This window comes from Natrinema hispanicum, from assembly GCF_004217335.1.
In the GTDB taxonomy this organism is placed as follows: Archaea; Halobacteriota; Halobacteria; order Halobacteriales; family Natrialbaceae; genus Natrinema; species Natrinema hispanicum.
Window position 1 is genome coordinate 55568 of sequence record NZ_SHMP01000006.1, and the last position, 14484, is coordinate 70051.

A 14484-nucleotide genomic window follows, 5' to 3' on the forward strand; every position below is an offset into this window, starting at 1 on the left:
ACATCCAACCCTACGGAGGAACCCATGACGATGATGGTCGACATTCGAAAGCTGAGTTTCATAAACGAGATGGCAAAAGTCGGAACGAACGGCGTCGCCGACAACATGAGTAAACTGACCGGCGAGGACGCCCAGATGGAGGTCACCAAGACGAACTTCATCGACGTCGACGACATCGAGTCCCAGCTCGATGGCGGCAAGCGGGTCGGCGTCCGCGTCCGGCTGCTCGACGAACCCCACGGACACATCCTCATTCTCTTTCCCGAGGCGAGCGCGAAGAAGATCACGGCGATCATGCTGCGCGATGTCGTCGACGATATGGGCGACGTCTCCGGAAAGATGGCCAGAAGCGCCGTCGAAGAGATGGGCAATATGATGGCCAGCGGCTTTATCGACGGCTGGGCCGACGTCCTCGGGCGTGCGATCGACATCGCCGCGCCACAACTCGTCTACGCACCCGCTGGCGACATCGTTACCCGGACGGCCAGTCTCGGCGGCGACGATCTCGCGCTGTTTTTCGATTCGGATCTGGCAGTCCCCAGCTACCAGATCGAAGCCGAGATCTACGCCTTCCCCGACTTAGAAGAGTTCGTCGAAATGGTCAACGATATCGACGTCCAAACCGCATGAAACTTGACGTCAACGCACTGGGAACGTTCTACCGGATGGCTCGAGAGGGGGCCGGTCTCGCGGCGGGCCGACTCACGCACATGCTCGGCGTCGAGACGCAACTCGGCGTGACGAAACTCAACTTCATGCGTGGCGAGGAGATCCGCCACGATTTCGAGGATGGGACCGAGAAGGTCGGCGTCCGCGTCAAGCTGACCGGCGCGATCGAGGGGTACTCGATCGTCGTCTTCGAGCGCGAAAGCGCACTCCGGGTCGTCGAAACGCTGCTCTCGGAAGCGGGCCCCGACGCTGCCGTCGACGCCGACGTCACTGATGTCGACGCGTTCGACGACATGACCGAAAGCGCCGCGACCGAGGTCGGCCACATCATGAACAGCGGTTTCATCGACGGTTGGGCCGACGTGCTCGAGGCAGTCATCGACGTTTCGACGCCGGAGTTCGTTGAGGGCCAAACCGCCGAGCCGTTTTTCGGCGACATCGACGAAGCACCATCCGACGACGACCTCGCCTTGCTCTTCCAGAGTCGGATCGAGACCGTCGGCACCGAAGTCGGATTCAATCACTACCTTCTGCCGAAACGCGAGTCGATGTCGCAGCTTTTAGACCGGCTTCGCACCAGCGACGGCATCGAGTACGACAAACTCGAGGGCTTCGACCGGATGGCCGAACGCGGGGCCAAAGAAGTCGCCGAGACCGCGACGACGCTGACCGGGATCGACACCAGCGTCGAGATTCGCCGGCTCAACTTCGTCTCGCTCGAGGCGATCCCCGAACAGGTGGCAAACGAAACGCTCGTCGGCGCTGCCTTCGAGTTCGACGGGCTGCCGAGTGGCTATCTGCTCTTCCTGTTCGACGAGGAGTCGGCCCACGAAATCGTCGACGCGATGGTCCCCATGGCAGTCGACGAGGACGGCTTCGGCGAGATGGGGACCAGCGCGATCAAAGAGCTGGGCAACATCATGGCCAGTGGCTTTCTCGACGGCTGGGCGAACGTCCTCGATACGACGATCGACCACTCGACGCCGGAGTTCATCCACGATATCGGCGCTGCGGCCGTCGATCCCGTGATCATCCAGCTCGGCGAAAACCAGGACTTCGCGTTCGTCTTCGACACGATCGTCGTCGCCGACGGCCGCGAGTTCGACTGTCAGGTGTACGCGATCCCCGACGAGTCGGACTTAGAGCGGGCACTGAACAACCTCGAGGTCGATCGGATCGAGGAGACGCCGACGACGGCGGAGTTTCAGGAAGTCGATAACACATGAAAACCTACGGCACCGAACCAGGGGCACCGACACCGGTTCAGGTCGGCATCTCCGAACTGGCCATCAGCGACGGCGACGACACGCTCAAATCCTACGGACTGGGATCGTGTCTGGCTATCGCGCTTTACGATCCGAAAACCGGAATCGGTGGCTTAGCCCACGCCATGTTACCCGACGGGGATGCCGCCGAAAACAGCGACCGCAAACCCGGCAAATACGCCGACACGGCGATCCGCGCGCTGCTCCGCCGAATGGTCGAGCAGGGTGCCCACTACACCGACGTCGAGGCGAAGATCGCCGGCGGCAGCGACATGTTCGAGTTCGAGAGCTTCGGCGAGGGCGTCGGCCAGCGAAACGTCGCGGCCGCGAAAGCCGAACTCGAGAAACTCGGCGTCCCGCTCGAGGCCGAAGACGTCGGCGGCGACTACGGCCGAACCGTCGAGTTTACACCCGGGACCGGGACGCTCATCGTCACGTCCTCGAACAGTGACAACGGAGTGACGAAGCTGTGATCGACGGCACAGAAGAGACCGGCTTCGACTCCGATAGCGTCGGTGACGACGGCGCGTTCGATGACGTCCTCACGTTCGTCGAGAACGAACTGGCCTTCGCGACGAGCCACTACAACGACAGTTATCTCGATCGGCGGGTCTCTTCGCGGATGCGTCGCACGCAGTCTGAGACCTACGAAGCGTACTTCGAGAAACTGCGAACCGATCCGAACGAACAGGAGGCACTGCTCGAGGCACTCAGCATCAACGTCACAGGTTTCTTTCGCAACCCTGACGTCTGGTCTGGGCTCCGGACGATCCTCCGGCGGCTCTCCGATCGGACCGACACCGTCCGGGTCTGGAGTGCCGCCTGTGCCGACGGTCGGGAACCGTACTCGCTGTCGATGCTCGCCCACGACGATCCCGAGATCGACGAGTCGTCAGTCGCAATTCTCGGAACCGACATCAGCGAGCCGGCCCTCGAGACGGCTCGGACGGGCGTCTACGAGGAATCTCGAACCGTCGACTTAGATGACCAGCTTTCTTTTCTCGACGACTACGATCGCTACGTCGATGTCGACGGCCGGACCTTCCAGATCAGCGACGCCGTGAAACGAAACGTCCGCTTCCGGCGTCACGACCTGATCAACGACGATCCGAAGTCGGGGTTCGACCTCGTCGTCTGTCGCAACCTGTTTATCTACATCGATAACGCGTACAAGGAGTCGATGCTCGAGACCATCGCGCGCTCGCTGCGACCCGACGGCTATCTCGTCATCGGGAAAGCCGAGACGATTCCTCCGACACTCAAGTCGGCGTTTACCGTCTGTGAGGCCCGATTGCGCATTTATCAGCGAGACGATAAGCCTGACCACGCCGGCTGGCCCGACCATCGCTCGAACTCCTGACGACCCCTGGTGCGGTTTGTTCGGAAACTGGAATCCAACCGACCATTACATGTCTGCTCACGAACTAGGTCCTCCGAATGCCTTCCTTCGACCTTGGCTCGTTCGTTGCCCGCGCCGCGACGCTGGTCGATTCCTCGCCGCCGGCAACCAAACAGGAAACCCGCCGCTGGCTCGTCGAACCGTTTCTCGAGACGCTTGGCTGGACCGTCCGTGCCGACTCGTGTCTGCCCGATCGGGTCGTCGACGAGACGCACCTCGAGTACGTGCTGGCTGTCGAGTCGGTTCCGGCCCTGTTCGTCGCTGTCGAGTCCGCCACTGAGTCGTTGGATGGCACACGAGCGAATGCGATCCAGTCAGCGATGACGTGGTCCGGCGTCGACCGGGCGATCTACACGAACGGCCGCGACTATCTCCTGCTGGCCGGCTCGAGCGAGCTCGACTACTGTGCGCTCGACCTCGCCGAACTCGAGGCCAACGAGTCGGTGATCGCCACCTACTCGCGGGCAGCACTCGGCCAACAGCTCGGGCGACACACACGGGCGCACGTCGCCCGGCAACTCGCCGTCGAACGACCAGCTCTGACTGACGAGATCACCGATCGCCTCACAGACGCCGTCGGTCAGGGCGAGGTCTACGCCGACGAGTTCGCGTCCGCGACCGATCGATTCCTCGAGCAACTGCTCGTCACCTTCGCTGAATACGAGTCGAGCCGCCTCAACGCCGATGGAGACACCGCTGCGGACGTGTCGGTCCAGTTCAGCGAATCGGCGATCACGGACGACAGCCAGTCACCACCGTCCGGATCGGTATCGTCCGCTCGGTCCGACTCGAGCGATCCCGAACAGGACGACGGTGTCGCCGGTGGCAACGCTGAACCAGAGACGCCGACGGACACAAATGCCACCGACACGGACGCCACCGTTTCGGACCACGCGACCGACCACAGCGACACCGACGCGACCGAGACCGACAGCACTGCCGCGACCGACGACGGCGAATACGTTGTCCGCTTTTTCAACGAGCGCGGCTCGATCGGCGCGGTCGGCCACTCGAGCGCGGCCGGTGCGCTCGTCGAAGCCGCCGAGTATCTGCTCGAGCGCGGCCTCGCCGGCGTCGAGGTCCCATGGGCACCGGACGACGCCGGAAAAACGGTGCTGAACGACGCCCCTGTCCGCGCCGACGGATCGCCGATGGACGACCCGACGCCGCTCTCGCGGGGGCTCTACCTCGAGACTGCAGGGGATATTGATGAGCAGGCAGCTCGCGTCGAAGCCTTGACCGAGCGTGCCGGATTACGTGCGATGGTGACTGGCGACTGGGGGCCGAAATAGGTGCAGGACGAGTCACCGATCAGTACTCGATGTCGACCTCGACGAGTGTGACGACGACTTTCCCATTATCTGATTCGAAGTCACATGTTCCCTTGATGCCGTCCTTACGTTCCCAATTGCCATGTCCAAGCGTTCGGTTCCATGCACGCTCATTTGGAGAACCTTGAACGTCTATGGAAACGTCGTCCACGTCAGTGTAGACATTACTGGTTCGACCGGGATTGTCTACCTCGGATATTGTAAATCCGACCTGACCACTGCTTTGTATCGACTGATTGTCCGCTGAGATCGTGACAAGAGAGATTACTGCTGTCTCAGTTGTCTTATTATCACACCGAAGCTGTGGCCGCTTGAGAAAGACGCTGCCGGATTCGTCGCCCCGCACGACCCCGCCGCCTTCGTATGCAATCCGGTCGTTATCGACGGTATACGTGAACGCACCTATGTTTATAGTATTCTCTGTCACGTTTCCGTACTCGGAAAAGTGACTCCCAGATGGAATTACGATCTGGGAACTATCATCTTTGGTCATCGTGATGTTTATTTTCGTCCCACTGTCGCTCGTCGTAACCGTTCCCTCTTGAAGTGACAGTTCGCCACGCCGTGTGTCGATTCCATCGTATCGCATGACGTCGTTGGCGTTCTCCGCGAATGCCTCCATCGCCCGCTCCGCGTTTCGGAGCTGTTCTCCCTCTTGATAATCTTGCATCGCCTGAAAGCCAGTCATCGACAGCAGTGTAACCGACCCGAGAATGATCGCGAAGACGAGAATAAATCCGAGGACTTCCGACACCCCACGGTCGTTGGTTCGCCCATCCGTCCGGAGTGAATCAGTCGTTCGTCTCATTAGTCAGCCCTCTCGATCGTGATCGTTCCGCTTTCTTTGGAAATCTCGAGTGAACCGCCGGAGACTGGTGGCTGCCCATGCTCGAGGTTGTCGATTGCGACTGGAACGTATACTTCCACATCGGCGTTTGATGCTGTCAGGTGGAGGCAGTCGTTCTCAGTCGAATTATCCAGCAACTCTGCATCCCGGCATTTGTCTTTATCCAACAACTCAATACTGTATCTCGAGTTCGCGACCGTCCGCGGATGATCGGCAGTGACGGTTACGGACGCACTGTCTGCTGCCATTCTGTCGACGCTCTCGATTTCGCCGGCGAGGCGTTCACCGATCGTCTCGAGTGACGACTCGGCGGACCGTTCTGTTTCGTTCTCGAGGAGGGTCCCGGCGTTAATTAGCAGAACGGCGATCAACAGCGTGGTGATTCCGATCGTCAGAACATGTGTGATCGTGATCGATGTCCCGCGATCGGTGCGCTGTGAGTTGATTTTCATTTGCTATCACCATAGACCTTAATCGTGGAATTACGTTCATACGAAACCTGATTTGATTCATATGTGATTGTAGTATCGAACTCCCGAACGACCGTGTGTGAATTTGGATCAGTAATCTTTTTTTGTACAACGATATCATATTTCCCGTCTTTGTCACCGCTTTCAAAAACGACCCCAGAATATGACTCGTCACGATCAATAATCGAAAGTTCACTCTCACATGATCCGCTCACATTTGTAGTTCCATCAATAAGATTGAAACGGACTATTTCATGTTTGATATTACCACAGTCGCTATTTTCGTCTTCAACCTCAAATCCATCTCCAGAACTACTGATTTTAACCCAATCACTTTCTGATTGTGGGCTTATGTTAATCTTATCAGTTTTACTTGCATCAAGATAAAGAATTAAATGTTCGATTTTGTTTTTGTTTGATTTAAAGGTGATATTTCCTTCAGTCTCATTTCCAAAGACAGCATACCCATATTCATCCTTACTAATACTCATATTCACGATCGCTGGCCGACTATTCGATGTCGTAGTCCGATACTGCTCAGTGAATCCCTGGTTCGTTATGCTCTCTGCAAAATCTTTCTCAGTCCAGTTCCCGTTTACATTACCTCGATGGGCTGTTTCAACGAGGTTATGTTCAAGCCCATCCATCGTCACGTCCGCGTTTGCTGTACTCTGGCTTGTCGAACTCGAAGAAATCGTCTCTGTGTAGAGGACGCCGTTGAAGACGACGACGATGCCAAGCAGAATGAACGCCAGCGTAATCGCGCCAATGAGGATCACTTGGCCCCGATTGCGGCGAGCGTTTGGAGTTACCATACGATCACCCGCACCTCCACGATGTTGTAGACGAGTTCAGTATCAGTTTCTTGAGGTATTGGATAGTCATCAGCTTCAGAATCAGTGAGTGCGATCTGTTCATTCTTGTATGCTGTCAAAATATTGTTCTCGTATAATGTAACGACATAGCTCGCGGTCACGGCATCTGGCGATGGAGCGCCTTGGTAAACCAAATATGTGGTATTAAATTCACCATCATTTTCGTATATGAGCTCGACGTTGTAACTATAGCCGTTGTCTGCGAACCGCTGTTCCAGTATCCCCCCGAGTCGCGATTGATCCGCGAATGCTGTCGTATTGTAGGTAGAGTTTCCGTCAGGTCCGGGAACGGACGCCTTGTGGAACTTATTGTCGCTGGTGTTCCAGTTGCGAATCGTCTCCGAAAGATTGCCGTCTCGATCACCGACCATGAGCGCATCTTGGGCTTCTTGTTGTAGTTGTGCCTGTACAGAGCGATCGGACAGTCCGCCCGACGTTGGCGTGATCACGACCGACTGCAGCGCGAACAGCACGGCCATCAACACGACCATCGCACTGACGAACCCCTCGAGGGTGTAGGCCTGCCCACGATCATCGTTCGGCGAGTTTTTATCAGACATCGTATCACCAGACCTTCACGATTAGTCTGCAGGCAGGGTCACATTGGTCGCTGCCCTCGATTGTGACGATCCGTGCTGAACTGGCTGCTGACTGATTATTGTAACTGTCACCCGCGGACAGCACATTCTCTTTACTACTGATATTCTTTACAGTCACATTTACCTGATCGATTGCATTATCGTTGCTTGATCGAAGTCCGAGCTCTTCGACCAATCCGCTTTGATATTTGGTGTTGAAGTCACCTTTATCGAGCTCGTTCGGCGTCCCCGTCGACGTATCGTTCACAATCCGATCCGCGATCCGATCGGCCTGTGCCGTCTCAGCGCCGCCGACCGAGGAGTCATACGGCGTCACGAGCGCCGGGAAAAACGAGAAGACGAAGGCGATCGCCAGCAGGAAGACGCCGATCCCCACGACGAAGTCCTGGGTGGTCTGGCCTCGCTCGAGCCACGCCGTCGAAATCGTTCGTGGCCGGCGGGCTCGAGTGCGGTCCTGGTCACGTTGTGATGCCTGTTTCCCACTCATATTAGGCCACCAGCGTCCAGCCAATGAGTGCGACCGACGACAGTCCGATGACGTATTTCAGGCCACTCAGCAGGTCGGCATCCCGCATGTAGCCACAGATAAAGCCCGACATGATCGCCTGAAGCGTCACTGCGTGGAAGAACAACACCGACAGCATATCGACGTCGATGTTCTCGCTCAGGTTCGCCCCGCTCATCGCGCCACCACCGGCACCGCCGGCACTGCTCGCTCCGGAGCCACTCCCCGCACTCAGCCCGGCCATCGTGTCGATGAACTGTGTCTTGAGGATCGCGATCACCGCAAGCACCGTCATGAAGGTCATGATGATGATCACGATCTGCATGCGCGTGCGTGATTTGCGCTCGCGTTCGATGTCGTCGTGGTTCTCGCTTGCGCGGGCGGCCGTCCGGAGCACTGCCGAAATCTGGTTTGACGCCTCCTGTGCTTCGGTAATCAGGCGTGTCGTCCGGGCGAGTCGCGGAATGTGGTATTTGTTGTTGAACTCGATGAGTGCCTCTTTCAGACTCATCCCGAAGTTGACCTTCGTGTGCATCATCTCGAATTCGCGGGCTAACTTGCCGCTCGTGGTGTCGGAGACTGCCTTGAGCGACTCGAGAAGCGTGAGCCCGGTGTCGTTCGAACTCGAGAGTTTGCGAAGGTCCTCGGAGAGTTGATTGAGGACGGCGTTTCTGTGGCGGACGTTCCACTCGCGGAAGATCGCAAGCGGGATAGTGGTGATATACAGCGGCAAGTAGAGGTAGATAACCGTCCCCCAGATCGGCTTTGCCAAGAGCTGTCCCCACGACGTGGGTGCCGACCCGGTTACGATCGCCGTCACGACGATAAGCAAGGCGATCGGAAGGGTCACGACGAGCGTCATCAGCGGATGATCCCGGAAGAAGAGATGGGGGTTTCGCAGCACTTCGATCGTCTCGTGGGTCCCTTCGCGGTTTTTGATCCGATCGAATACGCTGTATTCGCCGGTAAACTGCTCGACGAGGCCGAGACTCAACAGCCCGTCGTTTTGCCCGGTTTCGGTTCGCTGCTCGGTCGATCCCATCGAGAGGTAGCCGTCGCCGGGCTCGTCGTGTTTGACCGTCGAGACGAGGACGAGAAAGCCAGCGCCGATCATCGGAATCAGTGCATAGACGACCATATAGAGCATCTGATCAGTCACGCTGGCGTTTGGAATCATCTTCATCACGACCATGATGATGATGAGCAACAGCGGGAACAGCGACAGCGTCATGTACATCTCGCCGAACAACTCGAGCGTCTCGAGGGTGAGTTCCTGTTCCTGCTTTGCCGTGCGCATGTGCTTTTCTTTCTTGTCCTCGAGGAAGCTCTGCATGTCACCGCCGCTGTTGACGATCGAGAGCATGTCGGTCAGAAACTGTGAGAGATCGTCGCTTGGCGTCTCGAGGGCCTGCTTGCGGATCGCCGTCCGGTAGTCGATATCGAAGTACTCGGTCTCTTTGACGATGCTCTGGAACTCCTTTGCGACCTCGCCGTAGGTGTCGTCTGCCTGGGCCATCGCCTCGATGATCTCGAGTTGGTTCAGGCCGCCGACAGACAGCGCGTACATAAACGAGACGGAGTCGGTCAGCAGCATGTTGATCTCGCGTTTGCGCGATGAGGCACGCGAGTAGGGGATCGCGACCATCGAGCCGAACCCGACCGCGAAGCCGATCGAGCCAAAGAGCAGTCCGCTGAAGAAGACGATGGCCGGCATGCGAAGCATCTCGATGATCGTCAGCACCAGGCCGTTGCCGACCGGCATCCCGATGATTGGCTCGTTCGAGAGGATGCCGATCGCGAAGAGGCCGTATCCAAGAAGCAGCCCGATCAGCCAGAGGCTCAACCCACTGATTGCGCCGATGCCAAGCGACCGCGAGAGGTAGAGTTCGACTGTATCGGTCATCCGCGCCTGGGCGAGTTTCGTCTCCACGTCAGCGACGAACTCGCTGTCGTCGCCGAACAGTCGATCGTACAGCGGATAGAAGCGATCGCCCAGTGCGTCGGAACTGGCCGACATCCCCGAGCCGCCACTGCTGTCGGTTTTCAGGCTCATGCGTCTCCGTCCTCGTCGTTGTCGTCGTCCTCGTTCGTCTCGATCTCGGCCTCGAAGATGCCGGTATTGCTGTCGGCCAGCGCATCACCACTGTCGGTGCTGTCGTCTTTGAAGATCGATCCGTCAGCGCTCGGCTCACTGCTCGAGAGCAGTGAGCCGTCGTCATCGTCATCGCCGGGCGTGTCCGCTCCGTCGTCGCTGAAGACCGAATCATCGTCGTCGTCGAATATCGACGCGTCAGCGTCGGTAGTGTCGTCCGTGTCGATAGCAGTATCAACGGACGCCGGCGCGTCGGCTGACCGATCAGTCTCATCTGCTGCCGTCGATTCGGTCGCGTCGTCCGGGTCATCCGGCGGCTCCGACGTGTCGCCACCGAGATCGATCGTCGGGGGCTCCGGCTTGCCCTCATCGCCTGTCTCGTCTTCTTCCGTCGTTGATCCGCTGTCGATCTCGATCGTCGGCGGCTCCGGTTCAGACTCGTCGCTCGTCTCACTTGCGGTATCCGTTGCTGTCGTCTCGGTGGCAGGCGCCTGTTCACTGGCCGGCGCTGCATCCGCGGCCGATTCGCCGTCGCGTTGTGCGCCGGTGTCACTACTTGAACTGCCGGACGATTCCGGATCGAAGATCGAATCGAGGTCGTCGTCCGGGAACATCGAATCGAATCCGGAATCGTTCTGTTGACCGGCCGCCCCCTCGCTGTCGGTCGCCGGATCGGTGCTCGGCTCGTCGAGTTCGTCGATCGTCTCGCCCATGTCATCGAACAGTCCAACTAGATCCTCGTCGTCTGCGTCGTCAGTGTCGTTGCCGGCACCGTCGCTTTCGGCCGCCCCGTCGTCCGATTCCGCGGACTGACCCGAGTCACTTGAGGCGTCGACTGTCGCCGCTCGGCTCTCGTCTGTCGGCGATTCGGTCCCGGCGTCACGGGCGCTGTCGGTCGACGCGCCATCTGTCTCCGACGATATGGGTAACTCGCTGCTGGAGTCGACAGCGGTATCGGCCGCGTCAGCCGCGTCGGCTGTAGGGGCCGGCTCGAGTGCGCTCGGACTCTCGTCGGCATCGGCTCCAGTATCGACACCGGTCGTCGCAGCGCCAGATTCCGCCTCGGCTGCCGCTGTCTCTTCGTCGGACTCGATGTCGAATCCGGCATCGTTGCTGAGCCACGCCGGCTCGTCGCCGATGTCGTCCCCGGTGGCAAACGCCGTCGAGTCGTCGCCGAGTTCCCACTCGCCTTCGTCGATGTCCTCGTCGACGGCACCGGCGAAGTCGAACTCGTCGGTGTCAGCACGGTCGACATCGATCGGATCCTCCGCTTCGACATCACCGAGTGCGCTTGCGAGGCCACTCGGGACCTGTCCGCGGTACTCCTCGAACACCGACTCCTCGGCCCGCTCTAGGATGTCCATCGAGAGGTTGTACGTCTCGTTTGTCGCCTCGGGCCGTGGCACAAGTTCTTCTTTCTCCTGATCGACGTCGATCAGGACGCTCTCCATCTCACGGAGGTCCTCGAGACTGTCCTCGAGTTGGCCGTTTGCGATCAGTGTGAGGATGGTATCGGGATCGTTGATAAAGGCCTGCACCGTCGCAGCGACCTGTGCGTACGTGTTCAGGCCGTTCTTGATGAGATAGGCGAGGATGACCTCGCGTTTGAACAGCTCCTCCTCGAGTTTCTCTTTGCTCCAGCCGCGGTCGAACTGGATCTCTTCTAAGGTGTTCGAGTCCCCCATCTTGAGGAACTCGTCGGTTTCGGCCTGCCACTGGTAGACGTCCTGAACGTTGATCTCGTCGTGTTCGGCGTCGTAGTGGTTGATCTCGGTCAGCGACTTATTCCGGCGGACCTTCCGGCCTTGCACTCGCGTCTGGGTCTGAATCGAGACCAGATCCAGCGCGGTGAACATCGTCTTCGAGACGTTAATCGGGTCCGTGGTGAACCGTTTGAGGACCTCGTCGACGGAGTCAGCGTGGAACGTCGTATAGGTGGTGTGACCCGTCGACATGACCTGGAACAGCGTCCGGCCTTCCTCACCACGGATCTCACCCATGACGATGTAGTCGGGACGCTGTCGCAGTGCGGCTTCCAGCAGGTCGAACTCGTCGACGTCACCCTGCTCGTCGTCGGCAAACGACGGCCGGGTGACGCTTGCGATCCAGTTGCGCTGGGGGAGTTCGACCTCGCGGGTGTCCTCGATCGAGACGATCTTCGCGCTCGAGGGGATAAACAGCGAGACTGCGTTCAGCGAAGTCGTCTTCCCGGACGCAGTACCACCGGCGAAGATCAGGCTCTTGTGGTTCTCGATGGCGAGCCAGAGAAACGCCATCTCGTCCAAGCTGAAGGTGTTCCAGTTGATGAGGTCGATCGGCGTGAAGGGGACGTCCTTGAACTGCCGGATGGTGTAGTTGGTCCCGTGGTCGGAGACTTCCTTGCCGAGCGTGAGCTGGGCACGCGAGCCGTCCGGCAGGGTCGCGTCGACCTGCGGGAGCCGTTTGCTGATCCCCTTGCCCGACCGCTGGGCGAGTTTGACGACGAAATCGTCGAGTTCGTCCTCGCCGTGATAGATGTTCGAGATGATCTGTTCGTACTCGGAATGGTAGACGAACACCGGCGAGTTGTAGCCGTCACAGGAGATGTCCTCGACGTTGATGTCGTGTTTGATGCCGTCGATGCGCTCGTAGCCGATGAAGTCGCGTTTGAGCAAGTAAAGTAACTTCTCGACCTGATACTCGCTTAGCGTATCCGGATCGTCGTCGAGGACCGCCGGCTCGGGGCGGACCTCCATGCCCTCGAGTTGACTCGGGCCGTCATCGTCGCCGTCGGCCTCGCTGTCCTCGTCGTCGAGGAGTCCCTGGAGCGTCTCGAGAACCCCTTTCGACGTGTCGTCTGCAGTCGCCTCGAAGAGATCGTACCGCTTGAGGAGCCGCCGGGCCTCGTCCTCGATGACTGTCCGACGGCCGTCCTCTGTGGCCTTCTCCTTGATCCCCTCTTCGGCGTACTTGATGGCCGTCCGGAGCTTGCCCGAGAGGAACTCCTGGAGTTCCGCCTCGATCTCGTTCTGGTACGGCTCGATCATGTAGTACTTCTTTTCGTTTTCCTTCTCCGAATGGAAGATGATGACGAAGGCGTAGGGTTTGTTCACCCAGTATCGCTCGACCTCGCGGAAGTGGGTCTTCTTCTCCAGCGAGACGGCCTTCTCGAGGTCGTAGCGGTTGGTGACGGTGGTGTTGCCCGCGGCCGTCGAGAAGAACTCGTCTTCCTCGAGGTCCTCTTGGACGTTGACGGTCCGCTCCTCGACGACGTCGTCGAGTTCCAGCGCGACGTCGTTTGCGGCTGCAAGTCGTTGTTCGATCGTGTCTGGATCGAACCCGAGAGCTCCTTCCGTATCGTGGGGGACGATCTCGCCGTTGCTATCGCGTGGCCGACTGCCGTCATCTTCGTAGTAATATTCCCACTTGTAGTGTTCCCAGGACCAGGTGTCTTTGACGACCGGCGTCGTCTCGGGGTCGACGTACTCGAGGAAGCGTTCCTGAAGCGTCCCCGCGTTGTCGCCGGCGACCGGCACCAGCTGCTCCTCGAGATCGTCGGGATGATAGCCCAGATACGCTTCGGGATCGAACTCGACCTGATCCCAGTCGTCCCCGCTGGGAACGGTCGTCCCGGCACCCGCATCCGTATCGAGGCCGAGTTGTTCGTCCCCGCCGGTGGGGTCGTCCGGATAGAGGTCGGATACCTCGTTGCCGTACCCATACTCGGTCATAAACTCCTCCCACGTGTACTCCCCAACACGGACAGCCGAGTTCGTGCTCGGCTCTGATTCGTGGGATTGCGCTTCTTCCGACGCAGACTCGGACGCCTCCCCCTCAGAAAAGCCCCCGGCATCCGGCTGGTCGGCTTCGTCAATAGCCATTACATTCATACTGAAAGTCATCCCTCAAAAAATTCATCCGCCCATTACCAGTTCTGATAATTTTCTTCGGCCGTTTTCGACTGATCACCACCCACTTGCTGGCGATCTGTTCAATTCATACAGTTGATGTTTCGACACATCACGGGATCGATGCTCGCGGCTGACGGCTGGATGGGACAGTCGCTCACCCAGCCACTCACTACTCGACCAACGGCTCACGAACTAGCGTGGTGCCAACAGTGGAACAGCCCAGTTGGGAGTCGCCCACGTTGGAACGATCGTCTAGCGACAGGGTTCGCTTCGAACCGACGGAATCGAGATGGGTCACAGCTCGAGAAGCAACTGTGATAGTAAGGTTGCTGAGAAAATTCCGGCGTGGCGGGATTCGAACCACGCCCACTTCGCTCACTTCGTTCGGTCATGGTCTATCTCGAATCCCGTTCCGGTTCGTTCGACGGTTCGCGATACTCCCCGCCTCACTGCACGGGCGTGGCGGGATTCGAACCACGGTCGCAGCGAAGCTGCTCCCTGATTCGAACCCCGTGCCCGTTCGCTCCTCGCGTCCGCTCGTC

The 14484-nt window shown here is 58.8% G+C and carries 12 protein-coding genes; 5 read left to right on the forward strand and 7 right to left on the reverse strand.

What is annotated here, in order from left to right; all coding sequences use genetic code 11:
• The first annotated feature begins 24 nt into the window (after positions 1-24).
• The 5 genes from BDK88_RS14715 to BDK88_RS14735 all read left to right on the forward strand — a co-directional run bounded on the left by BDK88_RS14715 (position 25) and on the right by BDK88_RS14735 (position 4625).
• Positions 25-630 (forward strand): chemotaxis protein CheC, encoded by a 606-nt coding sequence (locus tag BDK88_RS14715; protein ID WP_130501097.1) that lies wholly within the window; start codon positions 25-27, stop codon positions 628-630.
• Complete coding sequence (locus BDK88_RS14720) at positions 627-1895, forward strand: chemotaxis protein CheC (RefSeq protein ID WP_130501098.1); 1269 nt, start codon at positions 627-629, stop codon at positions 1893-1895. The genes BDK88_RS14715 and BDK88_RS14720 overlap by 4 nt, the downstream gene beginning before the upstream one ends.
• On the forward strand, positions 1892-2407 hold the full coding sequence (locus BDK88_RS14725) for a chemotaxis protein CheD (RefSeq protein ID WP_130501099.1): 516 nt from the start codon (positions 1892-1894) through the stop codon (positions 2405-2407). The genes BDK88_RS14720 and BDK88_RS14725 overlap by 4 nt, the downstream gene beginning before the upstream one ends.
• Complete coding sequence (locus tag BDK88_RS14730; protein ID WP_130501100.1) at positions 2404-3294, forward strand: CheR family methyltransferase; 891 nt, start codon at positions 2404-2406, stop codon at positions 3292-3294. Before BDK88_RS14725 ends, BDK88_RS14730 begins: the two co-directional genes overlap by 4 nt.
• A 77-nt stretch (positions 3295-3371) precedes the next feature.
• Positions 3372-4625, forward strand: a complete 1254-nt coding sequence (locus BDK88_RS14735) for a hypothetical protein (protein ID WP_130501101.1) — start codon at positions 3372-3374, stop codon at positions 4623-4625.
• Positions 4626-4644: 19 nt separating this feature from the next.
• Here the strand turns inward: BDK88_RS14735 and BDK88_RS14740 are convergent, their stop codons facing one another.
• Genes BDK88_RS14740 through BDK88_RS14770 form a run of 7 tightly spaced genes read right to left on the reverse strand, consistent with a single transcriptional unit; the run spans position 4645 to position 13912 of the window.
• Positions 4645-5472 (reverse strand): type IV pilus modification PilV family protein, encoded by an 828-nt coding sequence (locus tag BDK88_RS14740; RefSeq protein ID WP_130501102.1) that lies wholly within the window; start codon positions 5470-5472, stop codon positions 4645-4647.
• The gene (locus tag BDK88_RS14745; protein ID WP_130501103.1) at positions 5472-5963 is read right to left on the reverse strand and encodes a DUF7266 family protein; all 492 of its coding nucleotides are present in this window, start codon (positions 5961-5963) and stop codon (positions 5472-5474) included. The genes BDK88_RS14740 and BDK88_RS14745 overlap by 1 nt, the downstream gene beginning before the upstream one ends.
• On the reverse strand, positions 5960-6796 hold the full coding sequence (locus BDK88_RS14750; RefSeq protein ID WP_130501104.1) for a DUF7261 family protein: 837 nt from the start codon (positions 6794-6796) through the stop codon (positions 5960-5962). The genes BDK88_RS14745 and BDK88_RS14750 overlap by 4 nt, the downstream gene beginning before the upstream one ends.
• On the reverse strand, positions 6790-7416 hold the full coding sequence (locus tag BDK88_RS14755) for a DUF7288 family protein (RefSeq protein ID WP_130501105.1): 627 nt from the start codon (positions 7414-7416) through the stop codon (positions 6790-6792). The genes BDK88_RS14750 and BDK88_RS14755 overlap by 7 nt, the downstream gene beginning before the upstream one ends.
• Before the next feature lie 4 nt (positions 7417-7420).
• Positions 7421-7942 carry a DUF7287 family protein gene (locus BDK88_RS14760; protein WP_130501106.1) on the reverse strand — a complete coding sequence of 174 codons (522 nt, stop codon included), beginning with the start codon at positions 7940-7942 and terminating at the stop codon, positions 7421-7423.
• Between the two features lies 1 nt (position 7943).
• Positions 7944-10013, reverse strand: a complete 2070-nt coding sequence (locus tag BDK88_RS14765) for a type II secretion system F family protein (RefSeq protein ID WP_130501107.1) — start codon at positions 10011-10013, stop codon at positions 7944-7946.
• Entirely contained in the window at positions 10010-13912 is a 3903-nt protein-coding gene (locus BDK88_RS14770; RefSeq protein ID WP_130501108.1) for an ATPase, T2SS/T4P/T4SS family, read from the reverse strand. Before BDK88_RS14770 ends, BDK88_RS14765 begins: the two co-directional genes overlap by 4 nt.
• Positions 13913-14484 lie beyond the last annotated feature (572 nt).

Excerpts from the sequence above, each read along its gene's own strand:
- BDK88_RS14755 (WP_130501105.1), bottom strand. The coding sequence starts at position 7,416 with ATGTCTGATAAAAACTCGCCGAACGATGATCGTGGGCAGGCCTACACC.
- BDK88_RS14760 (WP_130501106.1), bottom strand. The coding sequence starts at position 7,942 with ATGAGTGGGAAACAGGCATCACAACGTGACCAGGACCGCACTCGAGCC.
- BDK88_RS14725 (WP_130501099.1), top strand. The coding sequence starts at position 1,892 with ATGAAAACCTACGGCACCGAACCAGGGGCACCGACACCGGTTCAGGTC.
- BDK88_RS14750 (WP_130501104.1), bottom strand. The coding sequence starts at position 6,796 with ATGGTAACTCCAAACGCTCGCCGCAATCGGGGCCAAGTGATCCTCATT.
- BDK88_RS14770 (WP_130501108.1), bottom strand. The coding sequence starts at position 13,912 with ATGGCTATTGACGAAGCCGACCAGCCGGATGCCGGGGGCTTTTCTGAG.
- BDK88_RS14740 (WP_130501102.1), bottom strand. The coding sequence starts at position 5,472 with ATGAGACGAACGACTGATTCACTCCGGACGGATGGGCGAACCAACGAC.
- BDK88_RS14715 (WP_130501097.1), top strand. The coding sequence starts at position 25 with ATGACGATGATGGTCGACATTCGAAAGCTGAGTTTCATAAACGAGATG.
- BDK88_RS14735 (WP_130501101.1), top strand. The coding sequence starts at position 3,372 with ATGCCTTCCTTCGACCTTGGCTCGTTCGTTGCCCGCGCCGCGACGCTG.
- BDK88_RS14765 (WP_130501107.1), bottom strand. The coding sequence starts at position 10,013 with ATGAGCCTGAAAACCGACAGCAGTGGCGGCTCGGGGATGTCGGCCAGT.
- BDK88_RS14745 (WP_130501103.1), bottom strand. The coding sequence starts at position 5,963 with ATGAAAATCAACTCACAGCGCACCGATCGCGGGACATCGATCACGATC.
- BDK88_RS14720 (WP_130501098.1), top strand. The coding sequence starts at position 627 with ATGAAACTTGACGTCAACGCACTGGGAACGTTCTACCGGATGGCTCGA.